This is a genomic window from Lactococcus taiwanensis (genome assembly GCF_014905395.1).
Classification (GTDB): domain Bacteria; phylum Bacillota; class Bacilli; order Lactobacillales; family Streptococcaceae; genus Lactococcus; species Lactococcus taiwanensis.
Genome location: NZ_BNDT01000002.1, coordinates 135,614 through 155,464, shown reverse-complemented (window position 1 = coordinate 155,464; position 19,851 = coordinate 135,614). Strand labels below are relative to the sequence as shown.

Here is a 19,851-nt window from a genome sequence, read left to right as displayed (position 1 = left end):
ATGTTAAAATATAAGAGCGTTTACAAAACAAAAAGTTATTTAAAAAGTGAGGATTCTAGTGAATCTCGAAATATTACTAGAAAAAAAAGAGCAACTTCAACTTGAACTGCTCAAACAACTAATTTCAGAAAAAAATCCGCCTACACTTTCTCAGCTAGGTGAGCAGATCAGACTCTCACGTCCCTCTCTCGAGCTCTACTTAGAAGATTTACAGGATTGGGGCAAAGTGCATCAGTGTTTTCAAATGATCAGAAATGCGAACCATATTTACGCCCGCCTCTCAACTGGCAAAACTTTTGATAAAATATTGGGCGCTTTTGTTAAAGAAAGCATCAAATACAACTTACTTTGCGCTTTGCTTGAAAAACAGGCTCTTACAATTACCAGCCTGTCAGCACATCTCATGATTAGTGAATCCACCCTTTTTCGCAAAATCAAAGAACTAAACATCCTCTTAAAACCCTTTGATTTAGTAATAAAAAATAATCAGATGAACGGCGAAGAAAGTCAAATACGTTACTTCTACTACCTTCTTTGGCAAACCCTCCATCCCAATTTCCGTCCTTCCTTTCTATCTCCGAGCAAGCAAAGTCAACAAGTTGTGAACTTATTAGAAGAGACTCTTCGTGTTCGTTTTTCACCAAGTAGTCAAGCCAAAATAAACTGTTGGCTACGTATCGCTGATCAACGAAAAATGGTTGAAAGCCGAAAAAATCAGCTGGCCCAAAAACAGAAAAGTTTTTATCAGGATAATCATCTCTATCAACTTCTAGACTCTGTTTTTTATCAGTCTATTTATGAAGATAAAGTCAGCAAAGAAAATTATGAAACCATTATTTTCTTTGAGTTTTTAATTTCTTTTTATATTTTGTCTCGAGAAGATTACTATCGTTTTTACGTCAGCCAAAGTCAAAAGATTCCGGTCGTCTTGCTGGATATTGCTATACGGGAACGCGCCCTCAAACATTATCAAACACATCGTCTCGCTATAGAAGAAGAAAAAAGTTTCAGCTATCAACTTTCTCAAGTGAACAATCGCTTCTACTTTTTTAAGGGAACACTTTCTAGATACCAAAAAGTTCAACTCATGGACTATGAAAAAAACATGATGGATCAGAGCCTACAGCACCTCCTCAAAAAGCTATTGGAAATAGCGCAGTCTTATTTTCCGCAACAGAATGGCTTTAATGACCTCGAATTCGGTTACACGAATATGTTACTCCTCTTAGAGGTACTTTTTACACGTCAAGTCACGATTGCTTATGACCTCTCCGAAGACCCTTCTTTCCACATCCCTTTAGAACAACTCCTCAAATCACAGCTTCGGAGTATTGAAAATATCAGCATCGAACCTTTCAATCCTGACAAAAGTTATGACTTGTTAGTTTCAAATCAACGAGAAGAGCCACGTGAAAATGTCTATCTTCTAGATGATTTTAACCTTGAACAAAACCTCCACTTATTGACTCAAAAAATTGAACTCCTCAAACAAAACAGACTTTCTCATTAAATTCTTTCGCTTTAGAAAGAATTTTTCTTTTTTATTACCGCTTTCAAAAACTTTTAAAAAAAGTTAGTTTTTGAAAGTTTTTTTTAGAATACTCATGCTACAATATAAATATAGAAAGCGATTTCAAAAAAATGGAGGAAACAATCTATGCAAGAAAACTACATCATGGCAATCGACCAAGGAACGACAAGCTCTCGTGCAATTATCTTTGACAAACAGGGAAAGCACATCGGAAGTTCTCAAAAAGAATTCACCCAATATTTTCCTGAAGACGGTTGGGTAGAACATGATGCCAATGAAATATGGAATTCAGTCCAATCGGTTATTGCTGGTGCATTCATTGAATCTGGAATTAAGCCGAGTCAAGTAGCGGGAATCGGAATCACCAATCAACGAGAAACCACCATCGTTTGGGAAAAGGCGACAGGTAGACCGATCTATCACGCCATCGTTTGGCAATCCCGACAATCTTCAAGTATTGCCAATGGTTTAAAAGAAGCTGGCCACGAGACAATTTTCCATGAGAAGACGGGTCTTATTATTGATTCTTACTTCTCCGCAACTAAAATTCGTTGGATTTTAGACCATGTGGAAGGTGCTCAAGAGCGTGCAAAAAAAGGAGAACTCCTCTTTGGCACCATTGACACTTGGCTACTTTGGAAATTAACTGATGGAGAAGTTCATGCCACTGACTACTCCAATGCAAGTCGAACAATGCTCTATAATATTCACGACTTAGAGTGGGATCAAGAAATACTAAAGCTCTTAAATATACCTCAAGCACTCCTACCTAAAGTTGTGTCTAACTCTGAAATTTATGGGGTTACAAAAGGGTTCCACTTCTTTGGTGCAGAAGTTCCTATCTCCGGAATGGCTGGTGACCAACAAGCCGCTCTGTTTGGTCAAATGGCATTTGAACCTGGTATGGTCAAAAACACCTATGGAACGGGTTCCTTTATTGTTATGAACACCGGCGAAAAGCCACAAATTTCTAAAAATAGTCTCTTGACCACTATTGGATATGGGATCAATGGTAAAGTGTACTACGCGCTTGAAGGGAGTATCTTTGTAGCTGGCTCATCAATTCAGTGGCTGCGGGATGGTTTAAAAATGCTCCAACGCGCAAGTGATTCAGAAGCGGCAGCAAGGCAATCTTCCAATCAAGATGAAGTCTATGTTGTCCCCGCTTTTGTTGGGTTGGGCGCACCTTACTGGGATCAAGAAGCTCGGGGCGCTATTTTCGGTTTAAGCCGCGGAACCACAAAAGAAGACATTATTAAAGCAACTCTTCAAGGTATCGCTTATCAAGTCAGAGATGTCATCAGTACGATGAAAGAAGATACTGGTATCGAGATTCCAGTACTCAAAGTAGATGGCGGTGCTGCTAACAATGAATATTTAATGCAGTTCCAAGCCGACATTTTAGACATTCCTATTCAACGTGCCAGCGATTTAGAAACCACTGCCCTTGGGGCTGCATTCCTCGCAGGACTCGCCGTTGGCTTTTGGAAAGACATGGATGAACTTCGTGAGTCTTATGAAGCTGGTAAAATCTTCCAAGTACAAATGTCTTCCAACCGTCGCGAAAAACTTTATGAAGGCTGGAAAAAAGCAGTTAACGCGACACAAGCTTTTAAATAATATGAAATGATATATGGAGGAGAAATAAAATGGCATTTTCAAAGAAAACAAGACAAGAAGCAATTCGAGCAATTCAAGATGATGAGCTTGATCTATTGGTTATTGGTGGGGGTATTACGGGTGCCGGCTTAACGTTGCAAGCAGCAGGATCAGGTATGAAAGTTGCAATGCTTGAGATGCAAGACTTTGCTGAAGGTACTTCATCACGCTCTACCAAATTAGTCCACGGAGGGATTCGGTATTTAAAAAATTTCGACGTTGAGGTGGTCTCCGACACCGTATCAGAACGTGCAATTGTGCAAGGGATTGCTCCACATATTCCTAAACCAGATCCTATGCTACTACCAATTTATAACGACGAAGGTCCTACGACCTTTGATATGTTCTCAGTAAAGATTGCCATGGATTTGTATGACAGGCTGGCTGGTATTGAGCATTCTACCTATGCCAATTACACCATCTCACCTGAGGAAGTGTTACGCCGAGAACCGATGATAAAAAAAGAAGGCCTCCAAGGTGCCGGTATTTATTTGGATTATCGTAACAACGATGCACGGCTGGTTATTGATAATGTCAAAAAAGCCGTAGAACTTGGTGCCTATGCCATCAGTAAGATGAAAGTGATCGATTTCCTCTATGAAGATGGTCAGATAGCTGGTGTGCGTGCGCGCGATCTTCTAACTAATCAGGTCGTGGAAGTAAAGGCTCGCCTCGTTATCAATACAAGTGGTCCATGGGTAGATAAGATTCGATATTTGAACTTTACGCGCGCTATTGTTCCTAAAATGCGTCCCACTAAAGGCGTTCATCTTGTTGTCGACTCCGAAAAACTGCCAATCCCACAACCGACATATTTCGATACGGGAAAACATGACAAACGTATGGTATTTGCGATTCCTCGTGAAAATAAAACTTATTTTGGGACAACAGATACAGACTATCATGGCGACTTCACTGACCCTAAGGTGACTCAAGAAGATGTTGACTACTTACTTGATGTAATCAATTTCCGTTATCCGGATGCTAAGCTGACACTGGATGATATTGAGGCCTCTTGGGCTGGCTTAAGACCCTTACTTGGAGGGAATGCTGGCTCGGATTACAATGGGGGTGATAATGGAGCCGTTTCTGAAAAAAGTTTTGATTTGGTCGTTAATGCTGTTATGCGTTATCAAAATAAGACAGCGACAAAGGCTGAAGTGGAACATATCCTTAATCACTTAGAAGCCAGTCTGTCTGAAAAAGGGGATGCCCCTTCTTCTGTCTCTCGAGGGAGTTCCTTAGAGCGTGAAACTGATGGTTTAATTACACTTGCAGGGGGCAAAATAACAGACTACCGGAAGATGGCAGCAGGTGCAATGGAATTAATCTGTCAATTGCTAGATGAAGATTACGGTTTAAAATTTACACCTATAGACTCCAAAAAATGTCAAATTTCGGGCGGAGAATTCGATCCTACAAAAGTAGCAGAAACGGTTACTCAAAATATGAAAATTGGAGTCAAAGCTGGATTAAGCGAAGCGGAAGCGACTTATATTGCTGATTTCTATGGCATGAACTCCTTAAAAATCTTTGAATACGCTAAGGAAATGGAACCTTACGAAGGATTAACACTTGCTGAATCAGCGAAGTTGCGTTATGCCTTAGAAGACGAGATGGTTCTAACTCCAGTGGATTATTTACTCCGACGGACCAACCATATCCTCTTCATGATTGAAGGGGTGGATAAAATCAAAGGCCCTGTTATCAATGTAATGAACCATTTCTTAGGTTGGTCCCCAGCCGAAAAAGTTCGCCAACAAGAACTGTTAGAGAAGGCATTGCGCGAGTCTGCTTTGTCAGACCTGAAAGGCTTGTAAGAGTTAACATGGAACAAACGCCCACTAAATTTATAATTCAAAGGAGATAAAATGCACTCAGAAATCGTTCAATTGTTAGGAGAATTTCTCGGAACCTTCGTCCTAATTTTATTAGGGAATGGGGTCGTATCCGGCGTCGTGCTTCATAAAACTAAAGCTACAGGAGCAGGATGGGTAGCTATTACGCTTGGCTGGGGCTTTGCAGTCATGATGGGTGTATTTATCGCTGGTTTCATGTCTCCAGCACACCTCAACCCCGCAGTTACACTGGCGATGGCCTTGATTGGCAACTTCAGCTGGAGTCTTGTTATTCCTTATATCATTGCCCAGTTCCTTGGTGCAATGGTTGCAAGTATTATCCTCTACCTGATGTATTACCCCCACTATGAAGAAACTAAAAATCCAGCTGATATCCTTGGAACTTTCTCTACAGGTCCAGCTATCCGTCACACCCCTTCCAATTTAATCAGTGAAATTGTTGGGACCATGATTTTAACAGCAGGGATTTTAGCTTTCGGACAATACGATATCATGAAATCATCCGGAACTTCAGCCTTGCTCGTGGGTGCTATCATTACCGCTATTGGTCTTTCTCTGGGAGCTACGACAGGTTACTCGCTTAACCCCGCACGTGATTTAGGACCTCGTCTAATGCATGCCCTCCTTCCAATTAAAGGAAAAGGTAACTCCGATTGGAGTTACGCTTGGATTCCTGTGATTGGACCCCTTATTGGCGGAGCCCTTGGTGCTATCCTCTTAAATCTTGTGATTCAATTTGTAAAATAATAAAAAGTACCGACTAGGTACTTTTTTAATAACTTTCATAATGTTCAAAAAGGTATTCTAAATCTTGAATGTTTTCTATGAGTTTTTGACCGATATTGGTATTTTTCACTCGTTTACGTTCTTTAACTTCTTGAACAAGACGTTTTACGCTAATGATGTCGCTCCCTTTTTCAACTGCTTCTTTTACTGTAGAGAAGGGTTGATGGGCAACAAGTTGAATTCCATAACTATTATAAAGTAAGGTATAGCCCGCTATACCTGTTTCTTTTTGATAAGCTTTTGAAAAACCCCCGTCAATCACAATCAGCTTACCTTCAGCTTTTATTGGGTTTTCTCCATTTTTTTCTTTAATTGGAGTATGGCCGTTAACTAAATGTCCATCTTGCGGTAAATCAAAATTTTCCAAAATACGAACGATAACCTCTGGATGTTCACGAAGCTGATAATAAGGATTTTTCTTCTCTATATGAGTTGTTTTATCCTTAATATAATAGCGCTCAAATGTGGTCATCGCCGTCTTTCCAAAAAGAGAAGAACATTCCCCTACCCACAAATACCACATTATATCTGTAGCCAAATCTGTAGATTCTTCTGGATGGGCCAGACATGTTCGCACCTCTTGATCAAAGAAGTCGAGAAGGGCTCTTCCAGAGTATGCCTTATCAGCCATTCTAAATGATTTAAAATCACCATTTTCATGCAAAGGCAAGCAACCATGAATTAATAAATTTCCATTGTAACGCAGGTACATGGCTCCTTTTTCTTGTAAAAACTGTACATGATCTCGTAATTTATTTGAGCATCTAAAGTTTTTTAGAAGATGATGAACGATAGTTTCCTCTTCTGTAGTGAGTCGCTCAGGTTGCTTTGGATCAATCGTCGGCGCAGAAAAATTTTCTAAGGGGTAAGTGTTTCCCTCCAACTCAATGGTCTGCTTATCAAAATTAATCTTATGTAACACATCACGATGAGCTAATTGAAAATCTGGGCGTCGTATGATAAGTTGACTCTCCAATTTAAATTGTAAAATCGCTGCAGCTTGTTGGAGTTGATTAAGCAATTCCTTTTCTGATAGAGAAAGGGAGCCCTCTTCTGTGAGACGGGGCTCAAATGCGGGGCTAGGTTGATAGTATTCTGCTGCATAAGCTAACAGGCTCCTCAGATTAATCCCATAAGTCTCCTCGAGAATATCCAAATTGCCATAGCGGGAACAAATTCTAATGACATTCATCATAGCTACAGGAGAGCCACTAAAAGCAGCCATCCATACAATGTCATGATTGCCCCATTGTACATCAACCGAAGGCATTTTCGTCAGTCGGTCAATAATCTTATCCGGATGAGGGCCACGGTCATAAATATCACCAACAATATGAAGATGATCAACCGTCAATCTACGAATAGTATCAGCTAAGGCAATGATTAAGCTAGGAAGCTCGCCTAGGTCTTGAAGTTTTTGAAGAATTGCGTCAAAATAATCCTGTTTGTCTTTGGTAGCTTGAGCTTCATTGATTAATTCTTCTAAAATATAACGAAATTTTTCAGGAAAAGCTTTGCGTACTTTTGAACGTGTATATTTTCGTCCAACAAATTGAACTGTTGCTAAGAGCTGAATAAGCTTTTGTCGACAATCGTTTTCAAATGTCGCTTTAGTTTGGCGGTTGAATTCTAAATCTAGTTTTTCTTGTGGATAATAAATCAAGGTTGCGAGAGAGGAAAGCTCTGCTGCAGAAATTTCTGGAAAGCATTCTCGAAGTTTTTCTTTAATACTCCCAGAACCATTTCTCAAAACATGATTAAAAGCATCATATTCACCATGCACATCACTCATAAAGTGCTCTGTTGCTTTTGGTAATTCACAAATCGCACTTAAATTAATGATTTCAGTTAAAACAGCTTCTTTTGAAGTAAATTGTGCTTTCAGTAATTGGTAATATTTTTTATCCATAAATCCTGTAAAATAAGTTATTAACCTAGCTTACCCTCTACTTTCTATCTAAAAAAATGAGAATTATTAGACTATCTTTGCTATTTTATCATAGTCCGAAGCGATAGTAAAGCGCTATCATCCGTAAAAAGTTACTGACAGCACGGTCAGTAACTTACTGGCGTAATAAAAAATCTGTCAGTAACTGACAGATTATTTTTTGATTTTAATAAATAATACTTTAAGATAATTTCCTTCCGGAAAGCTGTCAGCAATATGAAAATCAGCCGGTAATTTTTCTTCTTGGAAAACGGTAAATTTTACGCCCTTATTTTTGAGCGCTTCTTCAATCATTTGACGGAATTTTTTATCAGAAACATTTGCTGCATTTGTTGATGCAATTAATGTCCCATTATTTTCTAAAATTTCAACAGCTTCTTTAACAAGCTCGCCATAATTTTTAGCTACTGAGAATGTTTTTTTACCATTTCTGGCAAATGAAGGAGGGTCAAGGACAATCATGTCATAAGTCAATTCTTTTTTCTTAGCATAATTAAAATAACCAAAAACATCCATCACATAGATTTTTTGACTTTCCGGTTCAATGCCATTGACCAAAAATTGTTCTCTCGTTTTATCAAGTGAGCGTTTCGCCAAATCAACAGATGTGGTTTGACTGCTCCCTCCAAAAGCTGCTGCGACTGAGAAAGCCCCTGTATAACTAAACATATTGAGTAGCGTTTTCCCCATCGCTAAGCCATTCACAAGTGCCCCGCGAACATTTTTTTGGTCAAGAAAAATTCCTGTCATTAATCCTTCATTGAGATAAGTCGCATAAGTCACGCCATTTTCCATGACTAACAAAGGTTCAGGTGCTTCCTCACCAAAAATATGCTGACTTTCTAAAGTAGCCTCAGAGAAACGAAGTTTTTCATAAGCCCCTTTAATATCTGGGAAGACGACTTGAAAAGCCTTAACAATCGCTTTTTTTTGACTATATATAAATGGATTATACCAAGAAAAGACAGCAAAACCATTATAAAAATCAATGGTTAAGCCACCTAATCCATCTCCTTCACCATTAAAAAGACGAAAGGCGTTCGTCAATTCATCCTGATAGAAGTTCGCCCGTAAAGCGCGTGCATTGACAAATTTTTCCACATAAAAATGATGGTCAATTTTTACCGATGAAGTAGCTAAAAGCCAACCCACTCCTTTATTTTGTTTCGAAAGATAGCCTGTCCCAAGTGCTTGCCCTTTTTCATCAAAAAACTGGACGAAGGCATCATCTGATGGAGCTGTCAGTAAATCTTCGGTTACTAAAAGTGGATAGCCCGCTCTCATTTTTTTCGCCGCTTTCTGGCGCACAGTAATTTTTTTCATGGTCTTATTATAGCAAGTTGTTTCCGATATCGTCAAGGAGTCACCTCTCCCCCTAATGCTTAGACTTTCCAGCTTGAAAATAACTTTAGGTATAGTATAATGAGAAAAACAACATTCGGAGGAACTAGATCATGGCCTGTACAACATTGCTCGTCGGTAAAAAAGCCTCATTAGATGGCACAACTTTAATTGCACGAAACGAAGATGGTGGAGATAAACCTAATCCCCAACGTTTTGTTGTCATCAATCCTGAAAATCAACCCAAGCACTATCGCTCTGTCGCCACAGCTTGTGAATTTGACTTACCAGAAAATCCCCTATCCTATACTTCTACACCCGACGCGGATTCAACCTATGGGATTTGGGCAGCGGCTGGCATCAATAGTGCGAATGTTGCCATGACTGCGACAGAAACCTCAACGACAAATAGTCGTATCTTGGGATTGGACCCCTATGTTGAAACAGGACTGGGTGAAGAAGATTTCACAACAATTACCCTTCCCTATATCCAGAGTGCGCGTGAAGGTGTTGAACGGATGGGACAACTCTTAGAAAAATATGGAACTTATGAATCAAATGGGATGGCTTTTTCTGATAAAGATGAAATTTGGTGGTTAGAAACACTAGGTGGACATCAATGGGCAGCTATGCGTATCCCCGACGACGCTTATGTTATTGCTCCTAATCGTCTTAATATCGATTGGTATGATTTTGAAAGTTCGGAAACTCTTTGTTCTAGCGGTTTGAAAGCCTTCATTGATAATAATCATCTTAATCCAGACTTTGATGGTTATAACCTTCGTCATATTTTTGGTTCAAGTACTATTAAAGACACGCGCTACAACAATCCACGCGCTTGGTATGTGCAAAACTATTTTTCTCCAGAAACCACAGGAAATGACGATCCATTTAACCAAGATTTACCTTTCATCTGCCATGCCAATCGCAAAATTTCCATTGAAGAAATTAAGTTTGTCATGTCAAGTCATTATGAAAATACAGCTTATGACCCATACAGCACAACATCAAGCGCCGCAGAACAAAAATTGATTCGACCAATTGGACTCAATCGTAATTTGGAACTTCATGTTTTACAAATTCGAGATAATGTAGACAAGGAGCTTGCTGGCATTCATTGGCTTGCTTTTGGACCTAACAGTTTCAATAGCCTTGTTCCATTTTATGCTCATGTGGCAGACACGCCTCCTTGTTATCGCGATACAAAAGCCGACTTTGACCCAACCATAATGTATTGGCTGACTACGATGACCGCTGTTCTAGGAGACAGTAATTTCCAAGGCTACGTCGATAAAAGAGACAATTTTGACCTCAACACAATGGCAAAATTAAGAGCCTTACAAAACGAAACCGACAAAGGAAGTGACCAATCACTTGAAGCAGTGAACGAAAAACTTGCACAGATTGCTCTGACTGCTCAAACTGAACTTCTTGGTAAAATGGTTATTTCTGGTTCCAATCACATGAAACTTCGCTTTGATTTTAATGATTAAAAAAAGTCAATAAGTATTTCCAAAAAGTTAAAATAGTTTTTCTTGCGATATTTTAATGTATAATAATGTTAATAATATTTCGAGGATGACAATATGAATTTTAGAGGATATGGTGAAAAATTTAGGTTAATTAGAGAGCAAAAGGGACTCCCACTTTCTTTCTTTGCAAAGTGTAACGTAGATAAAGCTGATTTGAGTCGTTTTGAGCGTGGCCAGTCAATGATGAGTTTTGAAAAAGTAGATGTAATGCTTCAGTCAATGAACGTAAGTTTAGCAGAGTATGAACTCGTTATTAATAATTTTGTTCCAGATTTTCAAGAAGAATTTTTGTTTGAAATTGATGAAGCTGATTTTTCACAAGATGAAAAGAAACTTCGAAGTTTATATCAGGAGGCTAAAGAATCAGGTTACGGCTATTTATCTTTAGCTGCTAAAGCCAGATTTGAGCAGTTGAGTCGAACGGAGATTATGGTAGTTGTGCAGTTTTTGAAAAAGGTTAAAGTGTGGGGCTATTTTGAATTGTCCGTTGCTTTTTTTGTTCTGGATAACCTTGATACAGAAACGATTCGAGATTTGATGGTCGATTTTGAGCAAAAGAATAAAAATTATTATGGAATTTTTCGCTATCGCCGTCGAATCTTACAAATTGCTTATCGAGCCATAGTCTTGCTTTGTTCAAGAGGCGAGCAAGACTTAGCTAAGGATATTTTGGTTTTGACAGAAAAGCGTAATCGAGCTGGAATTGACCTCTATCTTGATAATGTTCGGCAGATGGCTCTAGGATTCTATGATTATTATTTTGGAGATAAGAAATCCGGATTAGCGCTGATACAAAAAGGTTTAAATGTCTTTGAATTTTTAGGACAGGAGCGCTTAAAAAATTTTTATAGGATTAGAAATGAACATTTTTTGAAATAGTCTTATGTTACAAAGTCGTTGCGCTATCGCAACGACTTTTTTGATGATTGCCCTGACAAATAAATTATAATAGGCTTACCAAATAAAAACAAAATAAAAAAGGAGGAAATCTCTTATGAAAACCAAACAAATTATCGCAGGCCTTATGGCTTCAGCAACTTTACTTACAACAGTTGCACCAGTTATTACAAATGCGGATGACATTACTGACACTAATTCGCCAACAAATTTGACAGTTGAATCTCTCCCATCAGACTTTGTTGTATCAAACGATTCTTTATCTACATTAATCTCAGATGATGGAACGACTACAACATTAAACTCAGAGCAACAAGATGTTGCTAATGCTATTGCAAACTACTATGCTAAAGATAGTTCCGGAAATGTAACTTTTACTGCTTCTCTTAGTGACTTAATGAATTTGGGATTATCACAGGCTGATGCACAAGCAATTCTTGATAATGCATCATCAACTGTAACAAGTCCTATTCGTACTCGTGGCTTTGTTGGATTGCATATTAATTTGGGCACAAAGACTCGTAATATGAGTAGTTGGGCTGTCGCAGCTTATGTTACAGGGTATGTTGGATGGTACTTAAAAGTATTTGCAACAACGCCAGCAACAGCTGGAGCAGTAGCTTTAATTTCAGCCGGGGTTGGTGCATCTGTTAAATATGCTATTACTCATGGGATTAAGCGTATTGATGTTGGAGTGAATATCCCATTTGTAGCTCTTTCATATACAGTTACTACACCGTAGAAATTAGGTGAAAAATTGAAAATGGATCAAAAAAAATATGGCTATCTGATTAGTGGCAGTCTTGTTGCTCTTTTTGGAATGATTATGATTATTCAGGATTTTATGAGGAATATTTATTTTAGTTCTGTTATGGGAATTCTTGTAATCATAATAGGCGTTGGTATAGCGAGCAATTCAGTTCGGGATAGAAAATGACAATAAAGGTTTATAGATTGTTAATGACAGTTGGCTTAATGTTGGCAGTCATCCTAACTTTCTTTACAGATTATTCAAAGTTGGGCGTCTTACTTATAAAGGTACTGTTAGTCATAGTCTTTGTTACTGCAGTTTGGGGGTTAGTATCGGATTTTGTAAAAAAAGGAGGGAAGTCATGAATAACGAAATTCCGCCTAAGACAGGGTATGCTAGCTATATTTTTCTGACCATTGTTTGTTTAGCGCCAGCTCAATGGAAGACGGTTTGAGGGGGAAGAGGATGTAAAAAGAATTACTTAGAATCCTTATACCCGTATTCATAGTGATGATTCCTTTAAGAATATTACTCGAAAAAAGTCCAAAGCTGTTGTGGGTATGGACAGTAGGATATTTTCTGATAGTGCTTGTGTTATATGGTTTGAGTAAAAAAGTTTTTAAATAATAAAAAGACCTAAAATGGCTGGATGGGGATTTACTACCGCCATAATCCTTCCACAGGGGCAGCTCAATGGAAAACGGTATAGAGGAGGAGCTTCTAATGCAAAAAAAAATATCTGTTCCTTTTCATCCTTTGGGTGGCTATCATGTTCGTATTTAATTACTTGAGAGAGGGAATTCCAGAACTGTTTTGGGTGTGGGGGATTTTATATCTTTTAGTAACTGTTATTATGATTGCTTACGTTTTTAAGAAAGGGAAAAAGTAAACTCATGAAAAAAGAATTACTCAGAATCCTTATCCCTGCATTCATAGCGATGATCCCTTTGAGAATATTAATTGAAAAAAGTCCGAAACTGTTGTCGATATGGACAATAGCATATTTTCTGATAGTGATTGTATTGTACGGTTTAAGTAGAAATATTTTTAGGTAACATAAAAAGACCCTTCTGGGTCTTTTTATAAATGCTCGAAGAGCATCTCCTTTTCATCCGTTGGGTGGCTATCATATTCCTAGTTAATTACTTGGGAGAGAAAATTCCAGAGAGAAAATCAGATGAATTTATTCAAAAAATATTGGACCAATCCATTGCTGAATGGGTCGTTCAACTCATGACTTTTTATGCATATTTACATTTAACAATAAGATGTTTTCCTTGAGTTTCACTCACTAAATTTTCATATTTTTTACATTGCCCATCCTCTATGTTGTTGATTTAATAGCTCGAGTAAAATGAGTTGCAAAAAATAATTAAAAAAAAGCCCTTAAAGGACTTTTTTCCAAATTTCTTATTTTTCAGTCAAAGCTGCAAGTCCTGGGAGTACTTTACCTTCGAGGAGTTCCATTGAAGCTCCACCACCAGTTGAGATCCATGAGAATTTATCTGCATAACCAAGGTTGATTGCTGCTGCTGCTGAGTCTCCACCACCGATGATTGATTTAACACCTGGTTGTTTAACGATAGCTTCCATCAATCCAACAGTACCTGCTTGGAAGTCTGGGTTTTCAAATACACCAACTGGGCCATTCCAAACAACTGTTTTAGCGCCTTCAAGTTGTGTGTTGTAGTCTGCAATTGTTTTGCTTGCTACGTCAAGTCCCATGAAGCCTGCAGGAATATTTTGGTCAGCAGTTTCTTTAACTTCTGTGTAACCAGCAAAGGCGTTAGCCACTTTGTGGTCTACTGGCAAGATGAGTTTGCCTGCTGCTTTTTCAAGCAATTCTTTAGCAAGGTCAAGTTTGTCATCTTCAACAAGTGAAGTTCCGATTTCGTAACCTTGGGCTTTCAAGAATGTGTAAGCCATCCCCCCACCGATGATAACTTTATCAGCTTTTGAAAGAAGGTTTTCGATAACACCGATTTTATCTGAAACTTTTGAACCACCAAGGATGGCTACGAATGGACGTTCTGGAGCTTCAACTGCTTCTTGGATATAAGCAATTTCGTTTTCAAGAAGGAAACCAGCAACAGCTTTATCAACGTTTGCTGAGATACCAACGTTTGATGCGTGAGCACGGTGAGCTGTACCAAATGCATCATTAACGAAGATGCCGTCACCAAGTGAAGCCCAGTATTTACCAAGTTCTGGATCGTTTTTAGATTCTTTTTTACCATCAACGTCTTCAAAACGAGTGTTTTCAACGAGCAAGATTTCTCCATCTTTAAGTTCGTTGATTGCTGCTTCAAGTTCTGCTCCACGAGTAGTTCCTGGGAAAACAACATCTTGACCCAATTTTTCAGAAAGAGCTTTCGCTACTGGTGCAAGTGATTTACCAGCTTTGTCAGCTTCTTCTTTAACACGTCCCAAGTGAGAGAAGAGGACAGCACGTCCACCTTGTTCAAGGATGTATTTAATTGTTGGAAGCGCAGCAGTGATCCGGTTATCATTAGTAATCACGCCGTCTTTAAGAGGGACATTGAAGTCCACACGTACGAGGACTTTTTTACCTTTAAGTTCAACGTCTTTTACAGTCAATTTTGCCATTTGGAAAAATTCTCCTTTAAGATATTTTTGATGAGATGAAGAAAGCATCACCTTTCTCCACTTCAAATTGATAGGTTAATTATATCACAAATTCAGGCATTTTGGTTTTAAGAATTTTACTTTCTTTTTGTAAAGGGTTACTTATAAAAGGCATGTTGATGATCCACCAGAGCAAAGGAAAAGTTACTGACAGACCCATCAGTAACTTTTTAGGTTAGGTTTCACGCAAAATATATTTTTGAAGGCCTTTTGCGACCCCCTCCTCATTATTACTGCTCGTCATATAATGGCTCACTTTTTTCACGGCAAGGCTGGCATTCGCGACAGCAATAGGCAGTCCAACGCTTCTTAACATGGACAAATCATTTTCATTATCGCCAAAAGCAGCTAAGGCTGTATTTTTTAATCCCTTTTGCTGTGCAATCCAAGCTATTGCCTTAGATTTTTGGGCAGATTTAAGCGTGATCTCCAGATAAGAAGTCCAAGTTTTTTGAATGACTATTTCTGTGAAATTCAACACTTCAAGGTCTTGTTTTACTTCCTCTAAATGGGAGTCATCGGGGAGAATAAGCAAGAGCTTAAAAATTTCTTCAGTCTCATTATTTTTAGCCAAGTCTTGTAAATGCGCTAAGAGGTCTACCTTCTTAGGAATCTGAGGTGTAAATTGCATTTCTTGTACAATGCGCTCATCCATCTGCTCAATATACCAGTCTTGCGCCGTAAAATAGCTGAGATTAACCTGTGGGTAGCGATTTTTAATTTCTCTGACCAGACGGTCAGTAAGAGAGAGAGGCAGGGAAAATTTTTTTAAAAGGCCCTTCTCATCAAAAATCAAGGCACCATTAAAAGCCACTTGCTCTGCTTTTAAATCTAGCTGAGCGATAAGTGGTTGCATGGCCTGCGGACTACGAGCCGAAACCAAACTAATAGGAAGAGGACAGTTTTTGAGTACTGCTTGTGTATAGGCTGTGATTTCTCCTGCATCATTCAGTAACGTCCCATCTAAATCTGTAAATACATGTTCAATGCTCTCCATCTTAACCCCCTTTTCTTTATTTTAACAAAAATAATAGCGAATAAAAGCAAAAGCCTCGGCTACTTTGTCTCTGATGACAATAAAAAAATCACTGACGGTTGGGTCAGTGATTAAAATGCTTATTAGTATTTTTTACGTTTACGAGCAGCTTCTGATTTGCGTTTGCGTTTTACAGAAGGTTTTTCGTAGTGTTCGCGTTTGCGGAGTTCTTGAAGTGTTCCGGCTTTTGTTACTGAACGTTTGAAGCGGCGGAGTGCGTCGTCAAGCGATTCATTTTTACGTACAACAGTTTTAGACATAGATTTCACCCCATTTCCGTTTCTGATTTCGTGGTCTTTCACACGACTTTCCAAGTATAGCAAATTTAGACCACTTTTGTCAACTCGTGGTGCCTGCTGATCAGCTGATAAGTGCTTTTACTTACTCCAATCAATTGGAGTTTGCCCACTTTTAATCAAAAATTCATTTGCCTTTGAAAAAGGCTGCGAGCCAAAGAATCCTCGATTAGCTGAAAGCGGTGAGGGGTGAGCAGCTTCTAGGATAAGATGCTTGCTTCCGTCAATGAGTTTGGCTTTCTTTCTAGCAAAACCGCCCCAAAGAATGAAAACTTTTGGTCGCTCATCATCTGAGGCAATCTTGATAATTTCGTCTGTCAATGGTTCCCATATTTTACCTGCATGAGCATTCGAAGCAAACTCGGGAACCGTCAATACGGCGTTTAACAGCAGGACGCCTTGTTGAGCCCAAGCAGTCAAATCACTCTCTTTTTTCTCAAAGCCTTCACTTAACAACTCTTTTTGGATATTGACAATCGAGTCTGGTCGATTAACCTTAAAAGAAGTAGGATAAGAAAAAGCCAAACCTTGCGCTTTGCCTGGCTGTGGATAAGGATCTTGTCCCACAATGATTACCTTTGTGTCTGACAGAGCTGTCAGCTCAATGGCGCGAAAAATCTGATCCTCAGCGGGATAGATTTTTCCCTGCTGATAAGTTTCATTAATAAATTGGAGCATCTTAGGAAAATAATCTTCAGGTAATCGCTCACGTAAAGGTTTCGACCAATCAGTTTTTTTCATCTTCTCTCTCTTCATTCACAAATAAACGCAGAACTGTTTTTAATCGCTCTGGTGCTGTTTTTCTAAAATCACTCAAGTAAATCTCGCGATGGTGAAAGGCTTTATGAACAGGGGTCAAGCCATTTTGTTTGGCGAATGCTTCCATTTTGGCAAAAGTCTTGCCTTCATTATCATAAGTCCCCTGATGTATGGTTTGGAGGCACAAACCATCTGCCATTGCCACAAATCGAACGCCAGAAACATCCTGCTTTTTCTTTTCAAAAACAAGCTTTTTAGCAGTTTGGACAACTTCTGCTGTCACAAAATCTGGCATACGTATCATCAGTTGCCAAATCAACTCCTCTTTTTTCACCCGACCTTCTATTGGTGCATTCTGACTAGTCCATAAGCCTTCAAGCGGGGGCACAACAAATGGTTCAAAATGCGAAATAGTAAACTCAGGATTTCGGTAGGACATCGAAATCATATAAGCAACGCAATAGAGCGCGCCTATCGCTTGTTGAAAAGCTGGCTCACTAGGTGCTCCATTCCCGGCTACTAGGATGTAGTTCCTACTTGAAAACTTAATCACTTCCAAGTCTTTTGGATAATAATATGATTTTTCTAATTTTTTTAAATCCAGTTTCTTCATTATCATGATTTTATTATAGCAAAAGTCTCTTTTGTTTAAAATGTTTGCCAAGTATTTCTAACAAAAAAACTGCCTTAAAAAGGGCAGTTCTTTAAAATCAGAGATTAGCCACATTGTGGTAAACTTTTTGCACATCATCATCGTCTTCGAGCGCATCAACGAGCCCTTCGAAAACTTCAAGATCTTCGTCAGAAAGTTCAACTTCTGATTGAGGGATTAATTCTAATTCAGTCGTTGAAAATTCTGTAATTCCTGCAGCTTTGAGTGCTTCAATCCCTTTGTGAAGGTCTGTTGGTTCTGTATAGACAACAATGTTTCCTTCTTCCTCTGTGACATCACGAACATCAACTTCGGCATCAAGTAAAATTTCAAAAATTGCATCAGGATCCGTACCAGCAAAAACGATTACTCCTGTATTGTCAAACATGTAGCTGACAGAACCAGCAGCACCAATATTTCCCCCATTTTTGTGGAAAGTCGTGCGCACATTGGCAATCGTCCGATTAACGTTTGAAGTCAATGTTTCCGCAATAATCATTGAACCATTTGGCCCAAATCCTTCATAGCGTCCTTGAACGAATGTTTCGTCACCGCCACCTTTAGCTTTATCGATTGCTTTATCAATAACGTGTTTTGGCACTTGCGCTTGTTTTGCACGTTCAATAACGAATTTTAAAGCAGAGTTTGATTCTGGATCTGGTTCGCCTTGTTTGGCAGCTGCATAGATTTCTACCCCAAACTTTGCATAAACTTTAGATGTAGCGCCATCTTTAGCTGTTTTTTTGGCAACAATATTGGCCCATTTACGTCCCATTGGATGATACCTTTAGTCATGACTAACATGACCCACCACGATATGATGTGGTGTTCCTTTCGAAAATTTTTTTATGAGTAAGGCAGGAGTTTCCTGTCGTGATTTTTTCTATAATATTATAACACAAAAAGCCTAACTTCGGTAAAGTTTTTCCGCCGAAAGTCTATCAAGTTACGGGATCTGACTAAAGAGACCAAGTCTTTTAAACTGGTTTTATTTCACTGGCGAAGGAAAAATGATGGGTCTGCGTCCATAATTTTGTTCGCCGGCTTCTGGATTTCCCAGCTGATAAATTTCATCTGCTTTTTGAGTAAGAGGATCCCAAGGTTTTTGACCAATCTTACTAATCATCTGCGCTTTATGTTGTCCTAAGAGTTTTTGACCAGCTGCACTGAATCCCAAGACATGAATGCCTTGTGGTGTTTCAAAATCGCGTGGAATATCCAACAAAATGTAGGTAAGAAGACGACGCACACGCGCTTTAGTATAGCGTTTAGTGTGGACAAGCTCAACCAATTCTGTAAAGTTATGCGCTTTTTTGACAGCTCTTTGAAGGCGGACCGCAAGTTCTTGGTTAAGTTGGAAAATCTCCTCAAGATAAGCTGAATTGGAAATGATTTTATATTGCAAAAAAGCAAAATAATGTTCCCATGAAGTCGTGGGCTTGTCATAGTTGTGAAGAATTTGAGCCGGCACGTATTTTTTAAGAGCTGACAGCTCCGTCAGTCCCAAAATTTGCTGACGTAATGCAGTGGCGCTAGCAAATCCTTCATCTAAATCTAAAGAATGGAAATTTCCTTCTCTTTGAACGGCCACTAGTTCTATTCCTCTTCCTGCCACAGCTTTCGCATAAGCGAGTGCCAGCACATGATTAGGCGTTTGTCCACTGAAACTTAAGGAGGTAAACTTTCCCCACATTTGCTGAGTTTTTTCAGGGTAGGAGAGCTCCTCTGGTAAGGACTGTAGATAAGCCTCCATCTCTTTTTGATGGTGAGCATAACTTTGCGCAATTTCATTGTAATCTACTAAAGTCTCTGAGCCAAAGCTAAGCTGATTAATCCCCAATTGGGAAAGGATTTCCACCGCACCGGCGGCAAAAAAATCGGCTGCCTGTACGGAAACGGTAACGGGCAGTTCCACCACCAAATCTGCTCCACATTGCAGGGCCATTTCTGCACGTGTCCATTTGTCAAAAATAGCGGGTTCACCACGCTGCATCCAATTACCTGACATAGCCACAATTTTAAGGCCTGTTGCTTGCTTTAGTAAGTATTCATGCCCTTTGTGAAAAGGGTTAAATTCTGCGATAATTCCCGTGATTTTAGTCATTTTTTACCTCTAAAAAAATCTGTCAGAGCTGACAGAAATATTTTTATTAAGGAC

Annotated in this window: 17 protein-coding genes; 8 read left to right on the top strand and 9 right to left on the bottom strand. The window is 39.0% G+C overall.

Annotated features, from left to right (window positions below):
* The first annotated feature begins 58 nt into the window (after positions 1–58).
* From JKP71_RS03065 to JKP71_RS03050, 4 genes are all read left to right on the top strand, one after another.
* Positions 59–1,510: an AcpB/EbpR/MafR family transcriptional regulator gene (locus tag JKP71_RS03065; protein ID WP_200407000.1), complete on the top strand. Its 1,452-nt coding sequence runs from the start codon at positions 59–61 to the stop codon at positions 1,508–1,510.
* Positions 1,511–1,657: 147 nt separating this feature from the next.
* Entirely contained in the window at positions 1,658–3,151 is a 1,494-nt protein-coding gene (glpK, locus tag JKP71_RS03060) for a glycerol kinase GlpK (protein ID WP_200406999.1), read from the top strand.
* A gap of 29 nt (positions 3,152–3,180) precedes the next feature.
* Positions 3,181–5,010 carry a type 1 glycerol-3-phosphate oxidase gene (gene glpO / locus JKP71_RS03055; RefSeq protein WP_200406998.1) on the top strand — a complete coding sequence of 610 codons (1,830 nt, stop codon included), beginning with the start codon at positions 3,181–3,183 and terminating at the stop codon, positions 5,008–5,010.
* A gap of 51 nt (positions 5,011–5,061) precedes the next feature.
* Positions 5,062–5,796, top strand: coding sequence for an MIP/aquaporin family protein (locus JKP71_RS03050; protein WP_200406997.1), 735 nt, complete (start codon positions 5,062–5,064; stop codon positions 5,794–5,796).
* 25 nt (positions 5,797–5,821) lie between these two features.
* On the opposite strand, the gene JKP71_RS03045 is transcribed toward JKP71_RS03050, so the two are convergent.
* Positions 5,822–7,744 carry a fructose-1,6-bisphosphatase gene (locus JKP71_RS03045; protein WP_200406996.1) on the bottom strand — a complete coding sequence of 641 codons (1,923 nt, stop codon included), beginning with the start codon at positions 7,742–7,744 and terminating at the stop codon, positions 5,822–5,824.
* 192 nt (positions 7,745–7,936) lie between these two features.
* A complete protein-coding gene (locus JKP71_RS03040) occupies positions 7,937–9,106 on the bottom strand; it encodes a class I SAM-dependent rRNA methyltransferase (protein ID WP_200406995.1) in 1,170 nt (389 codons plus the stop codon).
* Positions 9,107–9,237: 131 nt separating this feature from the next.
* Between JKP71_RS03040 and JKP71_RS03035 the strand changes: the two genes are divergently transcribed.
* The 4 genes from JKP71_RS03035 (at position 9,238) to JKP71_RS03020 (ending at position 12,490) form a co-directional block, all read left to right on the top strand.
* Positions 9,238–10,617, top strand: coding sequence for a C69 family dipeptidase (locus JKP71_RS03035; RefSeq protein ID WP_200406994.1), 1,380 nt, complete (start codon positions 9,238–9,240; stop codon positions 10,615–10,617).
* Between the two features lie 93 nt (positions 10,618–10,710).
* Positions 10,711–11,535: an Rgg/GadR/MutR family transcriptional regulator gene (locus tag JKP71_RS03030; RefSeq protein WP_200406993.1), complete on the top strand. Its 825-nt coding sequence runs from the start codon at positions 10,711–10,713 to the stop codon at positions 11,533–11,535.
* Positions 11,536–11,650: 115 nt separating this feature from the next.
* The gene (locus JKP71_RS03025) at positions 11,651–12,295 is read left to right on the top strand and encodes a hypothetical protein (RefSeq protein WP_234446102.1); all 645 of its coding nucleotides are present in this window, start codon (positions 11,651–11,653) and stop codon (positions 12,293–12,295) included.
* A gap of 21 nt (positions 12,296–12,316) precedes the next feature.
* Complete coding sequence (locus JKP71_RS03020; RefSeq protein WP_155724359.1) at positions 12,317–12,490, top strand: hypothetical protein; 174 nt, start codon at positions 12,317–12,319, stop codon at positions 12,488–12,490.
* 1,224 nt (positions 12,491–13,714) lie between these two features.
* On the opposite strand, the gene JKP71_RS03015 is transcribed toward JKP71_RS03020, so the two are convergent.
* From JKP71_RS03015 to JKP71_RS02985, 7 genes are all read right to left on the bottom strand, one after another.
* Positions 13,715–14,911 carry a phosphoglycerate kinase gene (locus JKP71_RS03015; RefSeq protein ID WP_200406992.1) on the bottom strand — a complete coding sequence of 399 codons (1,197 nt, stop codon included), beginning with the start codon at positions 14,909–14,911 and terminating at the stop codon, positions 13,715–13,717.
* A gap of 214 nt (positions 14,912–15,125) precedes the next feature.
* Positions 15,126–15,947: an HAD family hydrolase gene (locus JKP71_RS03010; RefSeq protein WP_200406991.1), complete on the bottom strand. Its 822-nt coding sequence runs from the start codon at positions 15,945–15,947 to the stop codon at positions 15,126–15,128.
* Positions 15,948–16,069: 122 nt separating this feature from the next.
* The gene (gene rpsU / locus JKP71_RS03005) at positions 16,070–16,246 is read right to left on the bottom strand and encodes a 30S ribosomal protein S21 (protein WP_075525234.1); all 177 of its coding nucleotides are present in this window, start codon (positions 16,244–16,246) and stop codon (positions 16,070–16,072) included.
* 117 nt (positions 16,247–16,363) lie between these two features.
* Entirely contained in the window at positions 16,364–17,023 is a 660-nt protein-coding gene (locus tag JKP71_RS03000; protein WP_200406990.1) for a uracil-DNA glycosylase, read from the bottom strand.
* Positions 17,010–17,660 (bottom strand): GyrI-like domain-containing protein, encoded by a 651-nt coding sequence (locus JKP71_RS02995; protein WP_200406989.1) that lies wholly within the window; start codon positions 17,658–17,660, stop codon positions 17,010–17,012. The genes JKP71_RS03000 and JKP71_RS02995 overlap by 14 nt, the downstream gene beginning before the upstream one ends.
* Positions 17,661–17,751: 91 nt before the next feature.
* On the bottom strand, positions 17,752–18,468 hold the full coding sequence (locus JKP71_RS02990; RefSeq protein ID WP_075525214.1) for a YebC/PmpR family DNA-binding transcriptional regulator: 717 nt from the start codon (positions 18,466–18,468) through the stop codon (positions 17,752–17,754).
* A gap of 213 nt (positions 18,469–18,681) precedes the next feature.
* Positions 18,682–19,797, bottom strand: a complete 1,116-nt coding sequence (locus tag JKP71_RS02985) for a nucleotidyltransferase (RefSeq protein WP_200406988.1) — start codon at positions 19,795–19,797, stop codon at positions 18,682–18,684.
* Positions 19,798–19,851: the final 54 nt, after the last annotated feature.

Bases quoted from the DNA above. Each gene is read 5' to 3' on its own strand.
- glpK (WP_200406999.1), top strand. From the start codon at position 1,658: ATGCAAGAAAACTACATCATGGCAATCGACCAAGGAACGACAAGCTCT.
- glpO (WP_200406998.1), top strand. From the start codon at position 3,181: ATGGCATTTTCAAAGAAAACAAGACAAGAAGCAATTCGAGCAATTCAA.
- JKP71_RS03050 (WP_200406997.1), top strand. From the start codon at position 5,062: ATGCACTCAGAAATCGTTCAATTGTTAGGAGAATTTCTCGGAACCTTC.
- JKP71_RS03045 (WP_200406996.1), bottom strand. From the start codon at position 7,744: ATGGATAAAAAATATTACCAATTACTGAAAGCACAATTTACTTCAAAA.
- JKP71_RS03040 (WP_200406995.1), bottom strand. From the start codon at position 9,106: ATGAAAAAAATTACTGTGCGCCAGAAAGCGGCGAAAAAAATGAGAGCG.
- JKP71_RS03035 (WP_200406994.1), top strand. From the start codon at position 9,238: ATGGCCTGTACAACATTGCTCGTCGGTAAAAAAGCCTCATTAGATGGC.
- JKP71_RS03030 (WP_200406993.1), top strand. From the start codon at position 10,711: ATGAATTTTAGAGGATATGGTGAAAAATTTAGGTTAATTAGAGAGCAA.
- JKP71_RS03025 (WP_234446102.1), top strand. From the start codon at position 11,651: ATGAAAACCAAACAAATTATCGCAGGCCTTATGGCTTCAGCAACTTTA.
- JKP71_RS03020 (WP_155724359.1), top strand. From the start codon at position 12,317: ATGGATCAAAAAAAATATGGCTATCTGATTAGTGGCAGTCTTGTTGCT.
- JKP71_RS03015 (WP_200406992.1), bottom strand. From the start codon at position 14,911: ATGGCAAAATTGACTGTAAAAGACGTTGAACTTAAAGGTAAAAAAGTC.
- JKP71_RS03010 (WP_200406991.1), bottom strand. From the start codon at position 15,947: ATGGAGAGCATTGAACATGTATTTACAGATTTAGATGGGACGTTACTG.
- rpsU (WP_075525234.1), bottom strand. From the start codon at position 16,246: ATGTCTAAAACTGTTGTACGTAAAAATGAATCGCTTGACGACGCACTC.
- JKP71_RS03000 (WP_200406990.1), bottom strand. From the start codon at position 17,023: ATGAAAAAAACTGATTGGTCGAAACCTTTACGTGAGCGATTACCTGAA.
- JKP71_RS02995 (WP_200406989.1), bottom strand. From the start codon at position 17,660: ATGATAATGAAGAAACTGGATTTAAAAAAATTAGAAAAATCATATTAT.
- JKP71_RS02990 (WP_075525214.1), bottom strand. From the start codon at position 18,468: ATGGGACGTAAATGGGCCAATATTGTTGCCAAAAAAACAGCTAAAGAT.
- JKP71_RS02985 (WP_200406988.1), bottom strand. From the start codon at position 19,797: ATGACTAAAATCACGGGAATTATCGCAGAATTTAACCCTTTTCACAAA.